Source organism: Thalassobaculum fulvum, assembly GCF_014652915.1.
Lineage (GTDB): Bacteria > Pseudomonadota > Alphaproteobacteria > Thalassobaculales > Thalassobaculaceae > Thalassobaculum_A > Thalassobaculum_A fulvum.
The window spans coordinates 68,281-89,994 of sequence record NZ_BMZS01000014.1 but is presented as its reverse complement, the minus strand read 5'-3'; the positions used below and the strand labels follow the sequence as shown (position 1 = coordinate 89,994).

The 21,714-nt window shown below is 71.3% G+C and carries 17 protein-coding genes; 10 read left to right on the top strand and 7 right to left on the bottom strand.

Annotation, left to right across the window (positions count from 1 at the left end):
- Nucleotides 1-5: 5 nt before the first annotated feature.
- Together IE246_RS25390 and IE246_RS25385 are read right to left on the bottom strand one after the other, a co-directional pair.
- Nucleotides 6-557, bottom strand: a complete 552-nt coding sequence (locus tag IE246_RS25390) for a TRAP transporter small permease subunit (RefSeq protein ID WP_189995014.1) — start codon at nucleotides 555-557, stop codon at nucleotides 6-8.
- Between the two features lie 100 nt (nucleotides 558-657).
- A complete protein-coding gene (locus IE246_RS25385) occupies nucleotides 658-1,683 on the bottom strand; it encodes a C4-dicarboxylate TRAP transporter substrate-binding protein (protein ID WP_189995013.1) in 1,026 nt (341 codons plus the stop codon).
- Nucleotides 1,684-2,020: 337 nt separating this feature from the next.
- Here IE246_RS25385 and IE246_RS25380 point away from each other — a divergent pair, with 337 nt between their 5' ends.
- The gene (locus tag IE246_RS25380; RefSeq protein ID WP_189995012.1) at nucleotides 2,021-3,418 is read left to right on the top strand and encodes a nitroreductase family protein; all 1,398 of its coding nucleotides are present in this window, start codon (nucleotides 2,021-2,023) and stop codon (nucleotides 3,416-3,418) included.
- A gap of 133 nt (nucleotides 3,419-3,551) precedes the next feature.
- Here IE246_RS25380 and IE246_RS25375 read toward each other — a convergent pair whose 3' ends face one another.
- Complete coding sequence (locus IE246_RS25375; RefSeq protein ID WP_189995011.1) at nucleotides 3,552-4,943, bottom strand: dihydroorotase; 1,392 nt, start codon at nucleotides 4,941-4,943, stop codon at nucleotides 3,552-3,554.
- Between the two features lie 257 nt (nucleotides 4,944-5,200).
- Here IE246_RS25375 and IE246_RS25370 point away from each other — a divergent pair, with 257 nt between their 5' ends.
- The 3 genes from IE246_RS25370 to IE246_RS25360 are packed head-to-tail and all read left to right on the top strand — an operon-like array spanning nucleotide 5,201 to nucleotide 7,747.
- Nucleotides 5,201-6,079 carry a polysaccharide deacetylase family protein gene (locus tag IE246_RS25370; protein ID WP_189995009.1) on the top strand — a complete coding sequence of 293 codons (879 nt, stop codon included), beginning with the start codon at nucleotides 5,201-5,203 and terminating at the stop codon, nucleotides 6,077-6,079.
- On the top strand, nucleotides 6,080-6,994 hold the full coding sequence (locus IE246_RS25365) for a polysaccharide deacetylase family protein (RefSeq protein ID WP_189995007.1): 915 nt from the start codon (nucleotides 6,080-6,082) through the stop codon (nucleotides 6,992-6,994). It begins immediately after the preceding gene.
- A 45-nt stretch (nucleotides 6,995-7,039) separates the two neighbouring features.
- Nucleotides 7,040-7,747 (top strand): GntR family transcriptional regulator, encoded by a 708-nt coding sequence (locus tag IE246_RS25360; protein WP_189995005.1) that lies wholly within the window; start codon nucleotides 7,040-7,042, stop codon nucleotides 7,745-7,747.
- 203 nt (nucleotides 7,748-7,950) lie between these two features.
- Here IE246_RS25360 and IE246_RS25355 read toward each other — a convergent pair whose 3' ends face one another.
- Both IE246_RS25355 and IE246_RS25350 read right to left on the bottom strand, forming a co-directional pair.
- Nucleotides 7,951-8,286: a DUF4387 domain-containing protein gene (locus tag IE246_RS25355; protein WP_189995003.1), complete on the bottom strand. Its 336-nt coding sequence runs from the start codon at nucleotides 8,284-8,286 to the stop codon at nucleotides 7,951-7,953.
- Nucleotides 8,286-9,656 carry an acyclic terpene utilization AtuA family protein gene (locus IE246_RS25350; protein ID WP_229837498.1) on the bottom strand — a complete coding sequence of 457 codons (1,371 nt, stop codon included), beginning with the start codon at nucleotides 9,654-9,656 and terminating at the stop codon, nucleotides 8,286-8,288. Before IE246_RS25350 ends, IE246_RS25355 begins: the two co-directional genes overlap by 1 nt.
- 161 nt (nucleotides 9,657-9,817) lie before the next feature.
- Here IE246_RS25350 and IE246_RS25345 point away from each other — a divergent pair, with 161 nt between their 5' ends.
- The 6 genes from IE246_RS25345 to IE246_RS25320 all read left to right on the top strand — a co-directional run bounded on the left by IE246_RS25345 (nucleotide 9,818) and on the right by IE246_RS25320 (nucleotide 17,544).
- On the top strand, nucleotides 9,818-10,717 hold the full coding sequence (locus tag IE246_RS25345) for an isocitrate lyase/PEP mutase family protein (RefSeq protein ID WP_229837497.1): 900 nt from the start codon (nucleotides 9,818-9,820) through the stop codon (nucleotides 10,715-10,717).
- A gap of 63 nt (nucleotides 10,718-10,780) precedes the next feature.
- On the top strand, nucleotides 10,781-11,689 hold the full coding sequence (locus tag IE246_RS25340) for an isocitrate lyase/PEP mutase family protein (RefSeq protein WP_229837496.1): 909 nt from the start codon (nucleotides 10,781-10,783) through the stop codon (nucleotides 11,687-11,689).
- Nucleotides 11,686-13,467 (top strand): hydantoinase B/oxoprolinase family protein, encoded by a 1,782-nt coding sequence (locus tag IE246_RS25335; RefSeq protein ID WP_229837495.1) that lies wholly within the window; start codon nucleotides 11,686-11,688, stop codon nucleotides 13,465-13,467. Before IE246_RS25340 ends, IE246_RS25335 begins: the two co-directional genes overlap by 4 nt.
- A complete protein-coding gene (locus IE246_RS25330) occupies nucleotides 13,464-15,533 on the top strand; it encodes a hydantoinase/oxoprolinase family protein (protein ID WP_189995001.1) in 2,070 nt (689 codons plus the stop codon). The genes IE246_RS25335 and IE246_RS25330 overlap by 4 nt, the downstream gene beginning before the upstream one ends.
- Nucleotides 15,530-16,150, top strand: a complete 621-nt coding sequence (locus IE246_RS25325) for a cysteine hydrolase family protein (RefSeq protein WP_189994999.1) — start codon at nucleotides 15,530-15,532, stop codon at nucleotides 16,148-16,150. The genes IE246_RS25330 and IE246_RS25325 overlap by 4 nt, the downstream gene beginning before the upstream one ends.
- Nucleotides 16,147-17,544, top strand: coding sequence for an FAD-dependent oxidoreductase (locus tag IE246_RS25320; RefSeq protein ID WP_189994997.1), 1,398 nt, complete (start codon nucleotides 16,147-16,149; stop codon nucleotides 17,542-17,544). Before IE246_RS25325 ends, IE246_RS25320 begins: the two co-directional genes overlap by 4 nt.
- On the opposite strand, the gene IE246_RS25315 is transcribed toward IE246_RS25320, so the two are convergent.
- Together IE246_RS25315 and IE246_RS25310 are read right to left on the bottom strand one after the other, a co-directional pair.
- A complete protein-coding gene (locus IE246_RS25315; protein WP_189994994.1) occupies nucleotides 17,541-20,606 on the bottom strand; it encodes a multicopper oxidase domain-containing protein in 3,066 nt (1,021 codons plus the stop codon). The two genes, IE246_RS25320 and IE246_RS25315, sit on opposite strands and share 4 nt — an antisense overlap.
- 70 nt (nucleotides 20,607-20,676) lie before the next feature.
- Nucleotides 20,677-21,681: a hypothetical protein gene (locus IE246_RS25310; protein WP_189994992.1), complete on the bottom strand. Its 1,005-nt coding sequence runs from the start codon at nucleotides 21,679-21,681 to the stop codon at nucleotides 20,677-20,679.
- Nucleotides 21,682-21,714: the final 33 nt, after the last annotated feature.

Below are 21,714 nucleotides of genomic sequence, written 5' to 3'. Positions count from 1 at the left end.
CGCTGCTACTTGGAGTCCGATTCGATGAGGTCGGCGTAGGCCGGATCGATCCGCTGCTCGATCTCGGTGCCGGCGATCAGGTGCCCGAGGTCGACGACCACGTCCAGCACCAGCCGCACCAGCAGGAGCGCGGTCCCGGTCGCCAGGATGATGCGCGCCGGATACAGCGGGAACCGGATCAGCCCGTCGGTGGCCTCCCCGATCTGCATGCTGAACTCGGCCTCGTTGATCGCCTGCCAGAGCAGCAGGCCGAAGAACAGCAGGCCGCACAGGTCGGCCAGGATGTCGAGCGCGGCCCGGCCGCGCGGCGGCAGGCGGGTGTACAGCAGCTCGACCCGGATGTGGCTGCGCCGGATCTGGCCGTAGGTGAGGGCGCCGAACACGATCAGCACCATGGTGCTCTCGGTGATCTCGCGCGCCCCCGGCACCGGTTGCGACAGCACCTGCGTACCGATCACGTCGGCGGTCCCGAGGAACATCGAGATCAGCATGCCGATGCCGCCGACCAGCAGCACCGCCAGGGCCAGGCGTTCCAGGATCTTGGAGATCAGCTGCATCGGTGACTGCGCCCTCCGGGGCGGCTTCCGGAATGAGCAATCGCCCGTCCGGCCGCCGTCGATCGAGCGGCCGAACGGGCGATCGTTGCGGGCGGACCCTTTAGTTCGCGGTCAGCTCACGCCAGCGCTTGGCGACCTGGGCGGCCTCCGCACCCTGACCCTTGCCTTCCATGTCCTTGACCCAGCCCTCGAGCATATCGGGAGCGGCGGCGCGCCACTTGGCCATCTCGGCCGCCGGGAACGGCTTGAACACGCCGCCGTTCGCCTCGATCTCGGCCTTGGCGTCGCTCTCGACCTTGTCCAGGAACGGGATGTACTCGGCCTGGCTCTTGGCGGCCTGATCCAGGAAGATGTCCTGGATGTCCTTCGGCAGACGGTCCCAGGTCCGGTTGCCGATGACGATCAGGTGACCGGCGATCGACATGATCGGCCCGCAGCTGTACTTGCCCGGCTCGTAGATCTTGGTGGCCAGGATGTTGCCCGCGTTGATGAACGAGTAGTCCAGGTTGCCGCGCTGCAGCGCCTCGTAGATGTCGCCGACGCCGATGGTCACCGGCACCGCACCGATGGCGCTCTGCGCCTTCGGGATGTCGGCGCCGAAGCTGCGGATCTTCTTGCCCTTCAGGCCGTCCACCGTGTCGCAGTCCGGCGACGGGCCGGTCAGGTAGTACTCGCCGAGCGGCTGATGGAACAGGAACCGGACGTTCATCTTGTCCAGCTCCGCCTTGAACATCGGCAGTTCCTTGTAGGACGCGATCGAGACCTCGATCGCCTGCTTCGAGGAGTTGAAGATGAACGGGATCTGGAAGGCCTTCCAGAACCGCAGCTGGTCGGCGTAGTAGCCCGGTACGACCGAGGCCATGTCGATGGCACCGCGGCCGGCGAGGGTGAGAATCTCGTTGCCCTTGCCGAGTGCACCGGCATAGGCGATCTCGATGGTCACCCGGCCGTTGGTGCGCTCCTCGATGGCCTTGGCGAAGTTCTGCTCGGGCACCAGGAACTTGCTGTTCCCCAGATAGTGGCCCCAGCGGAGCTTGAATTCGGCTTCGGCGTGGGCCGAAGCGGCGGCCGCGACGGTCGTCAGCACGACCGCGGCCTGCACCAGCATGCGCATTGGCTTTTTCATTGAGTACCTCCGTTCCCCGTGGACGCTCAGCCTTGTTGGTTGTTCCGCGGCGGTCGACGACCGGTCTCCGGACGGACGGCCCGCACCCAGCGGATGACGGACCGCCGACCCACCCTCCCGGGCGGCCGGCGAAGCGGTCGAAGGCCTGCTGCTCCCCTTCCGTCACCCTTCGACATGATGGGCGCTTATTCGTGTCCGGCCAAGTGAACCTTGCGGCCCGTTCGACCGGACAATCGGTCAACTGTTGACATTTTTGCGGTGCGGCGGCCTGCTGTCAACGCATTGCCGGGCCTGGAAACCGCAGGCCGCGACCGGCCGACAGCAACGGAGCCCACGCGTGCCGGAAACGACTGCGAAACCATCGGAATCCTCGCCGTCGGCGGCGGCCCCGCCGGCGGCCGACGGGCCGCTCCGGCCGGACTGGCGCGACATCCTGGACGTGCTGGCCGAACGGCATTCCTGTCGCGACTTCGACGGCAGCCCGATCGACCGGACCGTGCTGGCCGAGATCGTGGCCGACGGCACCGAGGCGCCGTCGTCCTGCAACCAGCAGCAATGGCACTTCATCGTGGTCGACGACCCGGCGCTCAAGCGCCGGGCCTGGGAGATCTCCGGCGGCAACCACCACTTCGCGGACTGTTCGGCACTGGTCTACCTGTGCTTCCAGAAGGGCTGGACGCACGGCAACTTCTCGGTCGTGCAATCGGTCGCCGGCGCCGCCTACCACATGATGCTGAGCGCACACCTGCGCGGCTTCGCGACGATCTGGAACGCCGGTATCGGCGACAAGGAGGCACTCGCCGAGATGCTTGCGGTGCCGCCGACCTTCGAGATCCAGGGCGCGCTGGCGATCGGCCGGCCGAAACCCTCCGCTCCGCCGATGAAGGCGCCGCGCCGGCCGTTCGCCGAGGTGCATTCCTGGAACCGGTTCGAGCGCCCGGCGGTCACCCGCTACCCGGCGAAGCCGGCCGAGCGGTATCCGTTCTTCGCGATCCGCAACGACGACAACCCGTTCGCGGTCTGGGATCCGAGGGACTGGAGCTGGGGTCAGATCGGCGATTTCCGCGGCTACTCCGTGTGGGCGAAGTCGCCGCTGGCCGGGGTCTACGTCTCGCGCCGCCAGGGCGAGGCGACGGCGGTCGAACTCGACCTTCTGCCGGCGCTGCCGGACGGTGCGCGGGTCGTCGAGGTCATGCCGTGGGGCGGGACCTACAGCGTCGAGCTGCGCCGCCGGCTGGACCCGTCGGTCCGGCTGCATCTGGCGGAGCTGTCGGCGCACAATCTGAGCTTCGTCGAGGAGCGCTTCCGGCAGGAGGGCCTGGTGCTCGACCGGGTCGCCTTCGACCGGTTCGCCGACGGCGGGCTGCCGTATGCCGACGGGACGGTGGACGCGGTGGTCCTGCCGCAGGTGCTTGAGCACATGCCCGATCCCGAGCGCATGCTGGACGAGGTGCGCCGGGTGCTGCGCGCCGGCGGTCACCTCGTGGCCAGCGTCCGGAATGCGGACTCGACCTACGGCCGGCACTGGAGCGAGGTCGAGTCGCGGGCCCAGGTGCCCAACCAGGGCCCGTTACGGCCGATTCCGGCCGCCGCGGTCGAGGGCTGGCTCGACGACCGCTTCACGATCGAGCAGGGGATCGGCATCGGCCGCGAGGTCAGCCACGACGCCGCGGTCCTGACCGGCCCGGCGCGGCTGTCCGGCCGGCTGTATGCCGCAAGGTGCCGCAATGGGTAGGTCCCGGCTCTGCGCTGCGCTTCGGCCGGGATGAGGAGGAGATGGAGTGACTATTGCTCCTCATCCCGGACGGAGCGGCAGAGCCGCGGAGATCCGGGACCCGCAAGCGAGCGAGACCCCGCCCGCCGCCCCGTCACCTGAGGCGGCGCGCCACGAACCGCCCTGTGCCGCGCGCGTCGTCGACCAGCGCGCCGTCGCGCACCGCGAACCGCCCGCGCACCACCGTGTGGACCACCCGGCACGCCATCTCCTGGCCCTCGTACACCGAGTAGCCGGCATCGGTGGCGAGGCCGCCGCGCTCCACCGTCCACTTCGCCTTCATGTCGAGGACGCTGAAGTCGGCGTCGGCGCCCGGCGCGATCCGGCCCTTGCGCGGCGACAGGCCCATGGCGTCGGCCGGCTTGCTGGTCACCAGCTCGGCCAGCCGCTCCAGCGGGATACCGCGGCGGTGGTGGCCTTCGGTGAAAAGCGCCGGCAGGAACGCGTCGAGACCGGGGAAGCCCGGCTGGGCCTTCCAGATGCCGCCGTCCTTGGAGGTGATCGGCCGGTGGATGTGGTCGGTGCCGACGGTGTCGATGTCGCCGCGGCGGATGCCTTCCCACAGCGCCTCGCGGTCGGCCGGCTCGCGCAGCGGCGGGTTGACCTTGGCGACGGCGCCGAGCGGGGTGGTGGTGTCGTGGGTCAGGTAGTGGGTGCAGGTCTCGATGGTGATCCGGCTGCCCTGGCGGCGCTGCTCGACCGCCGCGGCCAGCGCCTCGCCGGAGGAGGTGTGCACGGTGTAGACCGGCGCCCCGACCACCCGGCCGAAATACGCCGCGCGGCGGATCGCGTCGGCCTCCACGAACGGTGGGCGCGTCGCGTTCCAGCTCGACAGCCCGTCCTTGCCGTCGGGGTCGGCGGCCAGCACCCGGTCGCGCAGCACCCAGGCCACCTCGATGTTCTCCGGGTGCGGGCACAGCATGCCGCCGTGGTCGCGCAGCACCTCCAGCAGCCGGAACAGGAAGCCGTCGTCGGTGCCGGGCAGGCCCAGCCGCTTGCCCTCGTCGCCGCGGATGTTCATGAACAGCTTGGCGGTCGGCACCCCGAACTCGGCGATGTAGCGCGGCAGCTCGGCCAGCTGCTCGTCGGTGCTGATCACGAAGTGGAAGCCGAAGTCGATGCGCGCGCCCTGCTCGGTCACTGCCTTCAGCTCGTCGAACAGCGGCGCGTAGGGGGTCGGGCTCATCACGTAGGGGATGAAGCTTGTGACCCCGCCGATCGCCGCCGCCGCGGTCTCGGTGTCGGCGTCCGACGGCACCCTCGGCCGCGCGATGTCGCTGCCGTGCCCGAGGTGCAGGTGCACGTCGCAGGCGCCCGGCAGCACGGTCAGCCCGTCGAGCCGGACCGTCTCGGCCGCCTCTTCGCCGGCTCCGGGCTCGGTCACCGCCAGGATCCGGCCGTCGCCGACCAGCACGTCCGCTTCCCGGAAGCCGAGCCCCGGCAGCAGCACGGTGCCGCCCGCCAGCCTGGTGTCGACCTTGGTCATGTCCGTTTCTCCCTCGATGGTCCGATACCGTTGACGACTGTGGCGGCAAGCTCCCGCCGACGCCCGTTGCTCCGTGGGTTCCGGCTCCGCCGCGCCGTCGGCGCGCCGGTCCGGAATGACGACGGGAGGGAGGTGAGCCGCCCGTCGACCATTTCTCTCTCTTCGTCATTCCGGACGACCCCGGACTTGATCCGGGGGCGATCCGGAACCCACCCGCCGCTTCCTGACGCTGATGCCGCCGACGACGGAGCCGCCGCATGATCCGTGACCGCGTGCCGTACTCGCCGATCGTGACCCGCCCGCCGCTGCGCTGGCCGGACGGGGCGCGGGTGGCGGTCTGGGTGGTGCCGAACGTCGAGCACTACGAATACCTGCCGAGCCCGCCGGGCGCCCGCGACCCGTGGCCGCGCATGCCGCATCCGGACGTGCTCGGCTACGGGACCCGCGACTACGGCAACCGGGTCGGTCTGTGGCGCATGATGGAGGTGACCGACCGGCTCGGCATCCCGTGCACGGTGTCCCTGAACATGGCCAACTGGGAGCACTATCCCGAGATCATGGAAGCCATGATCGAGCGCGACTGGGACGTGCTGTGCCACGGCGTCTACAACACCCAGTACCATTGGGGCCTGGCCGAGGAGGACGAGCGCGCGATCATCGCCGACTGCGTCGAGACCTACCGGCGTTTCACCGGCAAGCAGCTCAGGGGCTGGTTCTCGCCGGCCGCGACCTTCACCCACAACACCCCGGACCTCGTGGCCGAAGCCGGCATTACCTACTACTGCGACTGGTACCACGACGACCAGCCGACCGAGATGACGGTCCGCAGCGGCCGCCTGGTGACGGTGCCGTACCAGATGGACGTGAACGACGCGATGGTCTGGCGCCACCCGTTCGAGGGCGAGGAGTTCGCCCGCATGATCACCGACCACTTCGACACGCTGTGGGACGAGGGCGCCGACCACGGCCGCGTCGTCTGCATCGCCCTGCACCCGTACATCATGGGTCACCCGCACCGGATCGGGCACCTGGAGCGGGCGCTGCGCCACATCGTCGAGCGCGACGGGGTCTGGCTGACGACCGGCAGCCGGATCGCCGACTGGTACATCTCGCAGAACCCGGTCGAGGAGGGATAGATGCCGTCCTACCGCGCGCCCGGCATGGACCACGACCTGTACCGGTTCTCGGCGCTGCCGGCCCGGCCGCCGCTGCGCTGGCCGGGCGGCGCCCACGTGGCGTTCGCGGTGGTCCTGCATCTCGAGCACTGGGAGCTGGATCCGCCGGCGGCGGCGGTCCGCGACCCGCGCTTCAAGGACCCGTTCGGCGACTTCCGGCCCGACTACCGGGCCTACACGATCCGCGAGTACGGCAACCGTGTCGGCATCTTCCGGGTGTTCGACGCGCTCGACCGCCACGGCATCCGCCCGACCGTCGCGGTCAACGCCGCCGCCTGCGGGCGCTACCCCTACCTGGTCGATGAGTGCCGGCGACGCGGCTGGGAGTTCGCGGCCCACGCAACCCACGCCACCCGGATGGTCACCGCCAAGCTCGACGAGGCCCGGGAGCGCGAGCTGATCGCCCGCTCGATCGACACCGTGGCCGCGGCGACGGGGGCGCGGCCGCGCGGCTGGGTCGCCCAGGATTTCGGCGAGACCGTGCGCACGCCGTACCTGCTGGCCGAGGCCGGGCTCGACTACGTCGCCGACTGGCCGAACGACGACCAGCCCTATCCGCTGAACACGGAGCCCTCGCTCATCTCGATTCCGTGCCAGGCCGAGTGGGACGATGTACAATTGCTGTGGCACCGGCGGGTCTTCTCGCACCGCTATCCCGACCTGGTCGGGGAGGCGCTGTCGGTTCTGCATCGGGAAGGCGCCGGGTCCGGGCGTTACTTCGGGCTCGGCCTGCATCCATGGCTGATTGGCATGCCGCATCGCATCCGCTACCTGAACGAGGCGCTGGAGCGGATTGCCGGATTCGACCGGCTGTGGCAGGCAACGCTCGGCGAGATCGCCGGGCACATGAAAACGCAAGCGGCCGACGGGGCCTGAGACGCGCCCCGGAACAAGACCGCGACACTGCAAGGGAAGCGACACTTGGCGAACATCGAACACCCGCAGCCCCTGGTCTCCACCAACCTGTCCTCGCTCGCCTTCGAGCGGCTGGAACAGGCGATCATGACCGGTGAGCTCAAGCCCGGCGAACGGCTGAGCGAGACCACGCTGGCACGGCGCTACGGCATCAGCCGCGGGCCGCTGCGCGAGGCGATCGGCCGGCTGGAGGGACGCAACCTGGTCGAGCGGGTCGCCAACCAGGGCGCGCGGGTGATCTCGCTGAAGAACGACGAGCTGATCGACCTGCTGGTGATCCGCGAAAGCCTGGAGGGCATGGCCTGCCGGCTGGCGGCAACCCGGATCAAGCCGGCCGAGCTGAAGAAGCTGCAGCGGATGCTGGAGCAGCACGCCGAGGACGAGGCGGTGATCAGCGGCCGCGGCTACTTCCAGGGCGGCGGCGACCTGGACTTCCACTACCGGATCGTGCGGGCCAGCGGCAACGCGCGGCTGGTGCAGATGCTGGACGAGGAGCTGTACTCGCTGCTGCGCCTGTACCGGCAGCGGCTCAGCACCCGGCCGGGCCGGCCCGCGCAGGCGCTCGAGGAGCATCGCCGGGTGCTGGCGGCGCTGGAGGCACGCGACCCGGACGCCGCCGAGGCCGCGATGCGGGCCCACATCCAGAGCAGCCGCGCCAGCCTCGAGCGCCATATGGCGGCGACTGCGGCAGCCGCCGTCGAGGTGGTGGCCTAGGGCGGTTCCGCCCGGAGTTCTCCGATCGGCAGCCGACATCGTACGGCGGCGGGTGGGTTCCGGGTCGGGCGCAGCCCGCCCGGAATGACGAGAATTGGGAGAGAGGCGGGCATGCTCTCCCCTCGTGGTCGTCATTCCGGAGCGGACCGCCGGAGGTGGAACGCATCCGGAACCCAGTCGGCGACGGGCGCGAACGGACCGCCTCACGACCCCGCGTCCGGCCAGTCGTTCACCGGGATGTCGACGTCCAGCAGCGGCGCGTGCTGCTGGCAGCCGTACACGTCGGTGTCGCCGAGGTCGCCGGCCGGCACGGCGCGCGGGATCGTCGCCTTGAAGGCGAGGCCGGCCGGGTAGGGGGTGAACAGCACGTCGGCCTCCGGCACGCCGTACAGCCGCGCGATCAGGGCCGGGCCGAGCACGCCGGTCGCCGCCACCGCGTCGTACTGGGCGCGGGTCTCGAACACCACGTCGACGGTGAGCTGGAACGGCCCGGCGTTCTTGCTCTTGCAGACCTTGGCGATGTCGCGGATCGCGGCCATCACAGATCCTCGTAGTGGATCGGGAACGGGGCGAGCGGGTCGTCGATCGTCATGGTCTGGAACACCGAGAACCGGTAGACCGGCCCGGCGGCGATGTCGGACGGCGAGTACGGGAACGCCATGTTGCCCTCGCGGCAGAGCCGGCCCGGGAAGTCGGTGTGCAGCATGGTCACCCGCGCCAGCGCCAGCACCGCGTCGGCGGTGTCCTGGTCGGGCGCGATCACCTCGATCACGAAGCCGATCTCGTGCGGGCGGGCGTCGCTCACCGGCTCGGCGCTTCCCATGACGCCGTCCAGGCCGTAGCGCCGGACGATCAGCCGGTAGCCGTCGACGTCGACGCCGAGGGCGGCGGCCTTGGTCGCCACCGCGTCGCGGACCCGAGCCAGGAAGTCGTCGAGGGTGGCGATCAGCAGCGGGTCGCGGGTGCCGCACACGGTGATCGCCCGGTAGCCGGCCAGCTCCGCGCCCTCCAGCTTCACGGTGTAGGGTTGCGGCGACCAGGTCATGCCGGACACCCGGACGGCCCGGTCGGACACCGCCTCGAACCGGCAGTCGGTGGTGTCGAGCACGCCGCCCGGCTCCACGTGGATGCAGGGGCTCGGGTTCTCGTGCAGGCTGTGGTTGGCGACCGAGGACGGGGTGCAGCGGCGCTCGGGCGCCGCCGGCTCCAGGATCACGCCGTCGCGGTCGACGTCGACCACCAGGCAGTCGTGGCCCTTGGGGACCGCCGGGGTGGCGCCGCATTCCAGCATCTTGCCGGCGTACCAGGCCGGGGCGGCGGGCAGGCCGGCGCGGATCGCCATCGCCGCCCACGGTGCCGGATCGCTGGAACGGCCGGCCAGCACCACGTCGGCCCCGCCGTCGAGGGCGGCGGCGAACGGCTCCGGCCCCATCATCGCGACGATGCGCTCGGAGCGGTCGAGGGCGTCCGGGTCGGGGGTGGGGCCACCGGGCAGGCGGGCCATCCGGCCGTCGGCATGGGCCCGGCGCAGGGCCGCCTTGTCCTGCTCGGCCTCGATGGTGGCCAGCCGGAACCGCAGCCCGTCCTCGCGGGCGAGCGCGCGGACGATGTCGGCGACCGCCGCCAGGTGCGGGTTGCCGCCGGCGCCGCCGCAGGTGCCGATGACCAGCGGGATGCCGTGGCCGCGGGCCGCCCGCAGCATTAGCCGCAGGTCGCGGCGCATGGCGCGGGCCGAGTTCAGGGTCTTGCCGGAGCCGAGATAGTGCGGGCCGGGGTCGGTGCTGCCGCCGTCGACCCCGAGCATGTGGATACCGCGCCCCATGCCGCGGGTCAGCGACTCCTCCGGGAAGCCGTAACCGAGGATCCCGCTGGTCGACAGCATGCGGCAGACCGTGCTTGCGCCGGACACCCTGTTCCTTCCCGCGCGGCAGCGCCAGAGAATGACGGACCGGCGGATCGTCCAACGCCCTCTCGGAGATTGTCAACAGTTGACGGGATCGCCGGGCGTCGTTTAATGCCGCATGTGACCGCGCGCGATCGGCGCGCCTGCAATCAGTTCAGGAGGTGCCCGTGCCGGACGAGAGCGTGACGGGCGATCGGATCGCCGACCGTCGCCGTCGCCTGCGCGCCGCCGTCGAGGAACGCCGGGCGCTGCTGGTGCCGGGTGCCGCGAACGCGCTGACCGCGCGGGTGATCGAGGATGCCGGTTTCGACGCGCTGTACGTGACCGGGGCCGGGGTGGCCAACACGCTGCTCGGTGTGCCGGATATCGGGCTGGTGACCTTGACCGAGCTGGTGCAGACCGTCGAGGCGATCGGCGAGATCTCGTCGCTGCCGATGGTCGTCGACATCGACACCGGCTTCGGCAACGCCATCAACACCCGGCGCACCGTGCGGCTGCTGGAGCGCGCCGGCGCCTGCGGCCTGCAGATCGAGGACCAGGTGTTCCCGAAGAAGTGCGGGCATTTCGACGGCAAGGGGGTGATCCCGGTCGCCGAGATGGTCTCCAAGGTCAAGGCGGCGGTCGACGCCCGCGACGACGGGAACCTGCTGATCATGGCCCGCACCGACGCCCGCGCCATCGAGGGCCTGGACGCCGCCATCGAGCGGGCCGAGCGCTACATCGAGGCGGGCGCCGACATGACCTTCGTCGAGGCGCCGACCTCGGTCGACGAGATGAAGGCGGTCACCGCGCGCCTGAAGGTCCCGCAGATCGCCAACATGGTGGTCGGCGGTCGCACGCCGCTGCTGCCGCAGGCCGAGCTGGCGGAGATCGGCTTCGCCCTGGTGCTGTACGCCAACACCCCGCTGCAGGCCGCCATGCGGGCGATGAGCGAAGTGCTCGGCGCCCTCAAGCGCGACGGCGGGCTGGACGCGGTGCGCGACCGGCTGGCCGATTTCGGCGAGCGCCAGCGGCTGGTCGACAAGGGCAGCTACGACGCGCTGGAGAAGCTCTACGCCGTCGAGTAGCGGCCCTGGCCGGCGACGGTTCCGCGGCCATATGAAGGCCGATACCTGACGAGGACAGACGCCATGACCGACGCGCCCCTGACCGACGCGCCCATGACGCTCCGCCGCCAGCTGGCAGGCGACGCCCTGGTGGTCGCCCCCGGCATCTACGACGCGCTGTCGGCGCTGATCGCCACCCAGGCCGGCTTCGGCTCGCTCTACCTGTCCGGCGCCTCGATCGCCTACACCCGGTTCGGCGTGCCCGACATCGGCCTGATCGGCATGTCCGAGGTCGCCGAGACCCTGACCGCGATCTGCGACCGGGTGCCGACCCCGGTGATCGTCGACGGCGACACCGGCTTCGGCAACGCCCTGAACGTCATCCGCACGGTCCGGACCTTCGAGCGCTGTGGCGCCCAGGCGGTCCAGCTCGAGGACCAGGCGATGCCGAAGCGCTGCGGCCACCTCGCCGGCAAGACCCTGGTCCCGACGGCCGAGATGGCCGGCAAGGTCAAGGCGGCGGTCGACGCCCGCAAGAGCGAGGACTTCCTGATCATCGCCCGCACCGACGCGATCGCGGTCGAGGGCTACGAGGCCGCCCTGGACCGGGCCGAGCTGTACCTGGAGGCCGGGGCCGACGTGCTGTTCGTCGAGGCGCCGCGCGACCGCGTCGAGATGGACGGCATCGTCGCCCGCTTCGGCCGCCGGATCCCGCTGCTGGCCAACATGGTCGAGGGCGGCAAGACCCCGCTGCACGACGCGGCAGAGCTGCAGGAGATCGGCTACAAGATCGCGATCTTCCCGGGCGGCACCGTGCGGGCGCTGTCGCGGCTGCTGGCCGAGTACTACGGCAGCCTGCGCCAGCACGGCGGCACCGGGCCGTTCCTGGAGCGCATGAACATGTTCGACGCGCTCAACGGCATCATCGGCACGCCCGGCTATCTGGCGCGCGGCCGCGACTACGACGGTTCCAACTTCGGAGGCGGCGCTTGACCGACCCGGCCCCAATCGACCCGGCCCCAATCGACCCGGCCCCAATCGATCCCGTAACCCTGGCGGTCCTGAAGGGCCGGCTGGAGCAGATCGCCGACGAGATGGACGCGACGCTGTTCCGCAGCGCCTTCAACCCGATCATCGCCGAGGCCCACGACGCCTCGCACGGGCTGTACGACCCGGCCACCGGCGACACCCTGATCCAGGGCAAGTCCGGCCTGCCGATCTTCGTCGGCAGCAACGCCTTCGCGGTGCGGGCGGTGATCGCCAAGGCGGCGAAGAGCGGCGGGATCGCCGAGGGCGACGTCTACATCTTCAACGACCCCTACGACGGCGGCACCCACCTGTCGGACTTCCGGCTGGTGCGGCCGTACTACCGGGACGGCCAACTGGTCTGCTACCTGGCTTCGGTCGGGCACTGGCACGACGTCGGCGGCAACGTGCCGGGCAACTACAACCCGGCCGCCACCGAGTGCTTCCAGGAAGGCATGCTCATTCCCCCGGTCAAGCTGTACGACCGCGGCCAGTACCGGCCGGACATCGTCGACATCCTGCAGAGCAACTCGCGCCAGCCGGGCTCGCTGTACGGCGACCTGAACGGCCAGCTGAGCGCGCTCGAGCTCGGCGGCAAGCGGCTCGATGCGCTGATCGACGAGTACGGCCTGGACGTCATCCGCGCCGCCCTGATCGAGCTGCGGCGCCGCGCCGAACAGCTGATGCGCGCCAACATCGCCGAGCTGCCGGACGGGACCTATTCGGCCGAGGACTGGCTGGACAACGACGGCATCGTCGACGAGCCGCTGAAGATCGCGCTCGACATGACGATCGCCGGCGACCGGATGACGCTGGACTTCTCGCGCTCGGCACCGGCCTGCCAGGGGCCGGTGAACATCGCTCGCTCGACCACGGTCGCCTGCTGTTACGTGGCGCTGAAGCACGTGTTCACCGAGGTTCCGGCGAACGCCGGCGTGCTCGACCCGATCGAGTTCGTGATCCCCGAGGACTCGATGCTGAGCGTGACCGCTCCGAAGCCGGTCGGCGGCTACACCGAGACCATCCTGCGGATCATCGACATCGTGTTCAGCGCGGTCGACAAGGCGGCGCCCGGGCGCGCCAACGCCCACGCCTACGGCACCATCAACGCGCTGTCGCTGGCCGGTCACCGAGAGGACGGGCGGCGCTGGGTGATGTTCTCGTTCTTCGGCGGCGGCCATGGCGGCCACCCGGAGGGCGACGGCCTCAGCCACGGCAACGCGCCGATCTCGACCGCGACCATTCCCCCGCTGGAGATCCTGGAGGCGGCCTATCCGGTGCGCTTCACCCGGTGGGCGCTCAGGCCGGACAGTGCCGGGCCGGGCAGGCATCGCGGCGGCCTCGGGGCGGTCTACGAGATCGAGGTGCTGGAGAAGTCCGGCGGCGAGGCGTTCCTGTTCGCCGACCGCGGCCGGCATGCGCCGAAGGGTGTCGCCGGCGGCCACGAGGCGGCGAAGAACGCATTCTTCTTCGACACCGACTCCGGCGAGGCGAGCCCGCCGATGGCCTCCAAGATGGTCGGCATCAAGCTGCGCCAGGGCCAGCACGTCCGGATCGAGAGCCCGGGCGGCGGCGGCTGGGGCGATCCGTTCGAGCGCGATCCGGCGACGGTGCTGCGCGACGTGGCGCTCGGCTATGTCAGCCGGGAGCGGGCGGCGGCCGACTACGGCGTTTCGGTGGGGGACGACATGACGATCGACGAACCCGCCACGGAAGCTCTGCGGCGTGCGGAGGGCCGGTCGTGAGCGGGCGCTACGTGATCGGCGTCGACGTCGGCGGTACCTTCACCGACGTCTTCATCCTCGACCAGTCGACCGGCAGCGCCGAGATCCGCAAGGTCCCGTCGACCAAGCCGGACCAGTCGCAGGGCTTCCTGGCCGGCATCCGGGCCGGGGTCGACGCGGTCCCGTCGATCGCAACGGTGGTGCACGGCACCACGGTCGGCACCAACGCGCTGCTGGAACGGCGCGGCGCACCCACCGGCATCATCACCACCGCGGGCTTCCGCGACGTGCTGGAGATGCGCCGGCGCGACCGGCCGGCGACCTGGGGCCTGCGCGGCGAGTTCGAGCCCGTGATCCCGCGCGACCGCCGCCTGGAAGTCAGCGAGCGGGTTCTGGCCGACGGCTCGGTCCATACCCCGGTCGACACCGCGGCGGTGACGGCGGCGGCGAAACAGCTGCTGGCGATGGGCTGCCAGGCGGTGGCGATCGTGTTCGTCAACGCCTACGCCAACGCCGCCAACGAGCAGGCGGCGCTGGAGGCGGTGCGCGCGGTCTGGCCGAACGAGCACGTCACGGCCTCGCACCGCATCCTGCCGGAGATCCGCGAGTTCGAGCGGACCTCGACCGCGACCCTGAACGCCTACCTGCAGCCGGTGGTCGCCAGCTACCTGGAGCGCCTGCAGGCGGCCCTGAAGGGCGACGGCTTCGGCGGCGACGTGCTGATCGTGCAGTCGAACGGCGGCGTCATGTCGGTGGATACCGCCCGGCAGGTGCCGGTCCGCACGGCGCTGTCGGGACCGGCGGCCGGTGTCATCGCCGCCGCCCACATCGCCGGCTCGGCCGGGTTCCCGAACATCGTCACCTGTGACATGGGCGGCACCAGCTTCGACGTGTCGCTGGTCGCCGACGGCCAGACCGAGCTGTCGCCGCAGACCTCGATCGACTTCGGCATGGTGGTGCGCCAGCCGATGATCGAAATCACCACCATCGGCGCCGGCGGCGGCTCGATCGCCTGGGTCGACCGCGGCGGGCTGCTGCAGATCGGCCCGGAATCGGCGGGATCGGACCCGGGGCCGGTGTGCTACGGCCTGGGCAACGACCGGCCGACGGTGACCGACGCCAACGTGGTGCTCGGCCGGATCAACGCCGGGCGCCCGATCGGCGGCAAGCTGTCCAGCCTGGACGTCGAAGGCGCGAAGGCCGCGATCGAGACCCACGTGGCGAAGCCGCTCGGCCTCGACGTCATGGCCGCCGCCGAGGCGATCATCCGGGTCGCCAACAGCCGCATGGCCGGCGCCATCCGCCTGGTCTCGATCGAGCGTGGCCACGACCCCAAGAGCTTCGTCGCCATGCCGTTCGGCGGCGGCGGCGCGCTCCACACCGGCGCTCTGATCAAGGAGGTCGGCCTCGCCGGCGCCCTGGTGCCGCGCTACCCGGGGGTGACCAGCGCGCTCGGCTGCGTGATCGCCGACATGCGGCATGACTTCGTGCGTACGGTCAACGGCCTGCTCGACGGCGTCGACATGGCCGAGCTGGACCGCGAGGCGGCGGCGTTCCGGGACGAGGGGCAGGGGCTGCTCGACCGGGCCGGCGTCGGCTTCGAGGGCCGCGAGACCCTGCTCGAGTTCGACATGTCCTATCTCGGGCAGACCCACACCGTGGCGGTCCCGGTGCCGGTGCGCGACGGTGCCGGTGCCAGCCTGGGCATCGACCGCGAGACCGTGCGGGCCGCCTTCGAGGCGCGCTACCGCGAGGTCTATGGTCGGATACTGGAGGGCCTGGCCATCCGGGTGCTGAACCTGCGGGTGACGGCGGTCGGCAAGCGGCCGAAGTTCGACCTGTCGATCCTGGCGCCCGGCGACGGCGCCTCGCTGGCGGCGGCCGACCGCGGCAAGCGGCAGGTCTATGTCGACGGTGCCTGGCACGAGGCCGGAATCTACGACCGCATGGCACTGCCGGTCGGTACCGTGGTGCCGGGGCCGGCGGTGCTGGAGCAGGCCGACGCCACCACCTTCGTGGAGCCCGACCTGGAGGCCGTGGTCGACGAGTTCGGAAACCTGCTGGTCCGCCGCAAGGAGGCGTCATGAGCGAGGGTATCGGCGATCCGCGCAGCACCGCCCTGGTGCTGGTGGACCTGCAGAACGACTTCATCCACCCGGACGGCGCCTACGCCCGCGGCGGCGCCAAGGTGCCGGAGATCGCCGCCCTGCCGGCCCGGCTGGCGCCGCTGGCCGAGGCCGCACGGCGCGCCGGCAGCCCGATCATGTCGACCCACTTCACCCTGGTGCACGGGGTCGACGGCGAGCCCTTCATCAGCGAACACCTGAAGCGGCTGCGCCCGTTCCTGCGGGCCGGCGACTTCGCGGCCGGCGGCTGGGGCCACGACCTGGTCGACGAGCTGAAGCCCGCGACCTTCAAGATCGAGAAGGTGGCGTTCTCGGCGTTCTACATGAGCCGGATGGAATGGGTGCTGAAGCGCGCCGGGATCGAGACCCTGGTGTTCGCCGGCATCGTCACCAACGGCGGCGTCGCCTCGACCGTGCGCGACGCCCATGTCCGGGACTTCCACGCCATCGTGCTGTCCGACGGCTGCGCCGCCTTCACGCCGGCGATCCACGACACCGCGATCGCCGCCCTGAAACCGGTGGCCGACATCTGGACGGTCGCCGACGCGACCGCGGCGTTCGAGGCGGCGGCGAAATGAGCGTGCTTGCGGTCGCCGACGCCGATTTCGGTTTCCAGGTGCCGGTGCTGGTGATCGGCGGCGGCGCCTGCGGCATGGTGGCGGCGCTGGCCGCGGCCGACGCCGGGGCCGAGGTGGTGGTGCTGGAGCGCGATCCGGTGCCGTCCGGCTCGACCGCCCTGTCATCCGGCTTCATCCCGGCCTGCGGGACCCGTCTGCAGGCGGCGGCCGGCGTGGCCGACAGCGTCGAGCTGATGGCGGCCGACATCCAGCGCAAGAACGCCGGCCGGGGCGACCCGGCGATCGTCGAGGCGGTGTGCCGGCAATCCGGCCGCACCATCGACTGGCTGGCCGAGCGCTGGGGGCTGCCGTTCGTGCTGCTGGACGGCTTCCTGTATCCCGGCCACAGCGTGCTGCGCATGCACGCCCATCCGGACAAGACCGGGGCGGCGCTGCTGGGGGCGTTGCGCGGCGCGGTCGAACGTGCCGGCGTCGAGGTGCTGACCAGCGCCCTGGTCTCGGAGCTGTTCGCCGATGCCGACGGCCGGGTGGCCGGGGTGCGGATCCGGCGGCCGGACGGTGCCATCGAGGACATCGGCTGCGGCGCGCTGGTGCTGGCGTGCAACGGCTATGGCGGCAACCCGGACATGGTCCGGCAATACATCCCGGAGATGGCCGACGCCCTGTATTTCGGCCACACCGGCAACCAGGGCGACGCCGTGCGCTGGGGCGAGGCACTGGGTGGCGAGGCGGTGCACATGACCGCCTACCAGGGCCACGGTTCGGTCGCGCATCCGCACGGCGTGCTGATCACCTGGGCGCTGATGATGGAGGGCGGCATCCAGGTGAACCGCGACGGTCGGCGGTTCTCCGACGAGCACCACGGCTATTCCGAGCAGGCGGTTTCGGTTCTGGCCCAGCCCGGCGGCATCGCCTTCGACCTTTACGACGAGCGGCTGCATCGGCTGGGGATGGATTTCGACGACTACCGTGCGGCCGAAAAGGCCGGGGCGGTCCGCCGGTTCGAGACCCTGGACGAGATGGCCGCAGCGTTCGACATCCCGGCGGCGACGCTGAAGGAGACCGTCGATCATGCCGCCCGGTGCGCGTGCGGCGAGGCGGTCGACCCGTTCGGGCGCGACTTCGCCGGCAAGCCGCCGCTGCAGGCGCCGTTCTATGCGGTGCGGGTGACCGGCGCGCTGTTCCACACCCAGGGGGGCTTGCGGATCGATGCCGTCGCCAGGGTGCTGCGGCGCGACGGCACGAAGCTGCCGAACCTGTTCGCCGGCGGCGGGGCCGCCTGCGGGGTCTCCGGGACGACCGTCGAGGGCTATCTGTCCGGCAACGGCCTGCTGACCGCGGTGACGCTCGGGCACATCGCCGGCACGCAGGCGGCCGGCTTGAACGACGGCTAACGCGTCGCGACGCCGCCGAGCGGGCCGACGGTGCCGGCCCACGGCCTGGTGACGATCCGGCCCCCGATGTCGAAATAGGACACCGTCTGGCGGGTCGGATCGAGGGCCGCCACCAGCCCGGTGATCGGGGTGTTCGGGTCGGCCACGGTCGTGAGGCCGGTTGCCAGCGTCAGCCCGTTCCTCGGGGAGCGCTGGTCGGGGAACGGGGTGAACAGACCGACCGGGCGCAGGTAGTCGGCGGGATCGCCGGCGACCGCTCCGTGGTCGTGCCCGCTGGGGCCGGCGTACTCGAAGATCCCGACCTCCGGGTTCTCCCTCGACGACGCGCGGGTCGCCGCGATCTGGGCGCGATACGGTGCTGTCACCACCGGGTTGAAGCCGACCTTGGCGAGCGGCGGGTAGGTGGCGAAGCCGGCGCCGAACAGGTCGGCGGCGACGGTCAGGCCCTCGCTGCCCGGCAGCAGGTCGACCACGTCCGCGAGGACCGCGCCGCGCTCGTTGGCGGTGCAGTTCGACAGCCGCAGGTCGCGGTCGAGCCGGGGATCGCCGGTGCCGCCGGTCGCGGGCGCCCTGGCGGACGCGGCTTCCGTCAGGATCTGGCCGCTCAGCACGGCGATCCGGTTGCGCACGCCGGGCCCGTTGGCGACCACGACGTCCTCCCAGTTGTCGCCGTCGACGTCGGCCGCCGCGACCCGAACGCCGCCGGTGCGGTAGGACGGGTCGAACACCGGCGCCTCGAGCTTGAGCTCGGCCTGCCACTTCCCGTCGCGGCCAGCGACCACGTCGTAGATCGCCACCGACGGCGTAGTGCCGGGGCCGGAACCGACCACGATCTCGTCGACGCTGTCGCCGTCGATGTCGCCCAGTGCAACCGTCGCACCGTCGCCGTCGCCGCCGAACGGGTGCAGGTCCAGAACCGCGGTGTCCGTGGCGCGGGCGTCGAACAGGCGCACGACCGGCAGGCCCTGCAGCGGCGCGACCGCGACGAACGCGCCGTAACCGCCGAGCGCGTTGCCGACAGCGGCGCTGACCCCGCCGCGATAGCTGCGCTCGAACGCATAGAACCGTCCGGCTTCCACGCCGGTCGCGGCCTCGACCAGGCTGACCAGCGGGGCGCTGTCGGGGCCGGCGGCGACCGCGGTGAGCTCCTGCGCGCGGGGCCGCGAGATCGCCACCGAGGCCATCATGCCGCTGTCCTCGTGCAGCAGCATGTGGCAGTGCATGACAAACTTGCCGGGGAACGCCGAGGCCCGGAGCTTCAGGTGCACCTTGCTGCGCCCGGGCAGGGTGAGCGTGTCCATCATCCGGCGGTACGGGTAGACGATCGGATTCTCGGGCAGGTCCGTGCGCGGCTTGGTCAGCGCCTGGTCCTCGAAGTACTCGATGCGCTCGACGACGAAGTCGCCCTGGTGGATGTGGATCGGGTGCGCGACCTGCGAGTAGGTGCTGACCACCCAGGTCTCGACATCGCCGGAATAGCCCTGGATCACCGGGGTCGCCGGGAAGTAGCCGAAGTTGACGCGGCCGCGCAGGTACTGCTCGTCGAAATCGAAGGCGATCTCCCGGGTCAGGTCGGGCTCGGCGCCCACGATGTCGGGGGCGGGCGTGGCGTCGAACGCCGGCACCGCCCGGGTCGAGGGCTCGCCGGCGACCGTAACCGTGGCCAGGATCAGCGACGGCACGAACGCCTGCGGCGGCTGGAAGGTCAGCATGGCCGGCAGGTTGTCGACCTGTCGCGTGTAGGCGTAGTCGACGCCGTTGATCAGGTAGTAGGTGCCGGGCTCCTTCGGGGCGGTGACGGTCCAGGTCAGCCGCTGGCCGGGGGCGATGAAGAAGTCCGCCATCGGATCGCGGTGCTTGACCAGGTGGCCGCGCAACGGCGTGTAGTGGTCGTTGCCGTCCTGCCCGAGCATGGTCGTGCGGAACAGCGGGGTCGCCGGGTCGGTCGTGCCGTCGTCGCGAAGCCGGACGATCGCCAGGGAATAGGCCGAGGAGGCGTTGACGTTGGCGGCGGTCCAGACCTGGGTCTCGCCGGGCCGCATCGCGATCGTCGGGTTGAGCTGGCCGTTGACCAGATGGCTCGGCCGGTAGTCCGGGGCGGTGCGCGGCCCGCCCTGCGCGGCCGCCGGGTTCGGGTCGGTCAGGCTCGGGCTGGTGGCGTTGGTCACCGGGCCCAGCACGAACAGATCGGGGTCGTCCGCGGTCGGGGCCAGCGCCATGCCGGTCAGGACCAGCTGTCGCCGGGTCAGGCCCTCGACCAGCGGCAGGTGCCGGGGCGCGACCACGTCGCCGACCTGGATCAGCCCGGCCATGCCGCCGAACACCTGGGGCGCGGTCGAGCCGTGCATGTGCGGATGGTACCAGTCCATCCCGGTGGCGTGGTCCGCCCCGAGGGTCATCTCGGTCCGGTAGCGGTTGCCGGGCAGGAAGGCGCGGTAGACGTTGTCGCCGTTGCCGGTCGGGCTGACCAGCAGGCCGTGAGTGTGGATGTTGGAGGCTTCCGACACCGGGTTGGTCGGGTCGAAGTGCCGGTCGCTCGCCTGCACCACCGAGTCCGGGATCCGCTCGTCCAGGATGTCGAGCCGCAGCGCGTCGCCGGGCTGGATCATCAGGGTCGGCGCCGGAAAGATGCCGTTGTAGGAGGACGCGATGCCGCCCAGCCGGTTCTGGCCCTGGTAGCTGGTGACCCGGTACGGCTTCGAGCCGACGAGCATCGGGTTCTCGGGCGTGCCGGTGACCAGGCGCAGCTCCGCAGAGAGCAGGCCGCCGGAGGAACGCAGGGCGCGGCTGCCGGCCGTCAGGTCGAGCAGCGGTCCGTCGGAGGGCGGCGGCGAGCCGGCGTAGGGCGTGATCGCCGCGCCGAGCCGCGGCTGGAACGACAGCACCTCGCTACAGGGCAGGAACACTACGTCGCCCGGGCGGGCCGGGCACTGCGGGACCGGCAGGAGTTCGTCGGCCGCCCGCGACGGCGAGGGCGTCAGCACGACCAGCGCGATCGCGAGGGCGCCGGCCGTCACCGTACAACGCGGGTGCTTGGCTCGGTGGCCTCGGTTCGATGGCATCGTCGTCGCCCCTCCCCAGGGCCTGCGAAATCGGACCCGTCCGGTCAGCGGAGATGGGGCTGGTGACGGGTCAGCCGGCCTTGGCGGCGGCGCGCGACTGGAGCGCCTCCTTCGAGACGCGCGTGAACTCGGCGACCACGGCGTCGGCGGTGGCCCGGCGGTTGGCTTGGGCCAGCCAGGTCTCGAAAGGCTCGGCGGCTTCCCTGGTCAGGTTGGCGAAGGCGGCAAGCGCGCCCGAAACGTCGCCTTCCGACAACCGGCGGTCCGCCTCGGTCACCAGCCCGCCGACGACCTGCTTGGCGGCCGTGGTCCCGATCGGCACGCCCAGGCCGGTCTGAACGAGGTTCAGGCTGTACAGGTACAGGTCGTTCGGGTCGACGACCGGCGTTCCGGCCGCCGCCGCCGTGGCGTGCAGGGTCGCCCGCAGGCTCTCCACGGTCGGCACTCCGGCACTGGCGACCGGCATCAGCCGGCTGAGCTGGTCGCGCAGCCGGGAGTGGCCGTCCGTCAGCGCGTACAGGTTCACCCACTCGCTCTCGAACGGCCGGCCGCTGGCGACCGCGTCGGCCAGTTGGACCACCGACACGCCGAAGACCACCGAGCCAGGCCCCGACTCCACCCGGAGCTGGCGGCGGGCGTCCGCGATCTCGCTCATGGCGGTCTGGAACCCGCTCGCCTGCTGGTCGAGCCGGGCTCCCAGCGCGGTATCGGCCTCGAGGGCCCGCACCAGATCGGCCTCCGCGGTCCGTACGGCGGTCTCGAGGACATAGAGCGACTGCTGGAAGCCGGCGACCTGCTGCGCGAGGCCCGGCAGGCGCGGATCCAGCGGCGGACGCAGCTCGGTCATGGTCAGGACGACCGCGACCGCCAGCACCGCTCCGGCCAGACCGCCCACCACCGCCGGCAGCGTGGCCGCCTTCAGGCCGCCCGCCGGCTTCGCGGGTTCGGGTTGCGGGGCGGCGTCGGCGACGACCTTCACGGTGTCGTCGGGCACCGGTTCCGGTGACGACGTGCGGCCGTCTTCGCGGCGCACGAAGCTCTCGATACTAGCCCGTCGCTTCTCGAAGGCATTCATCGGTCCGTACCCCCTCAGCCCGGTGTCGCTCTT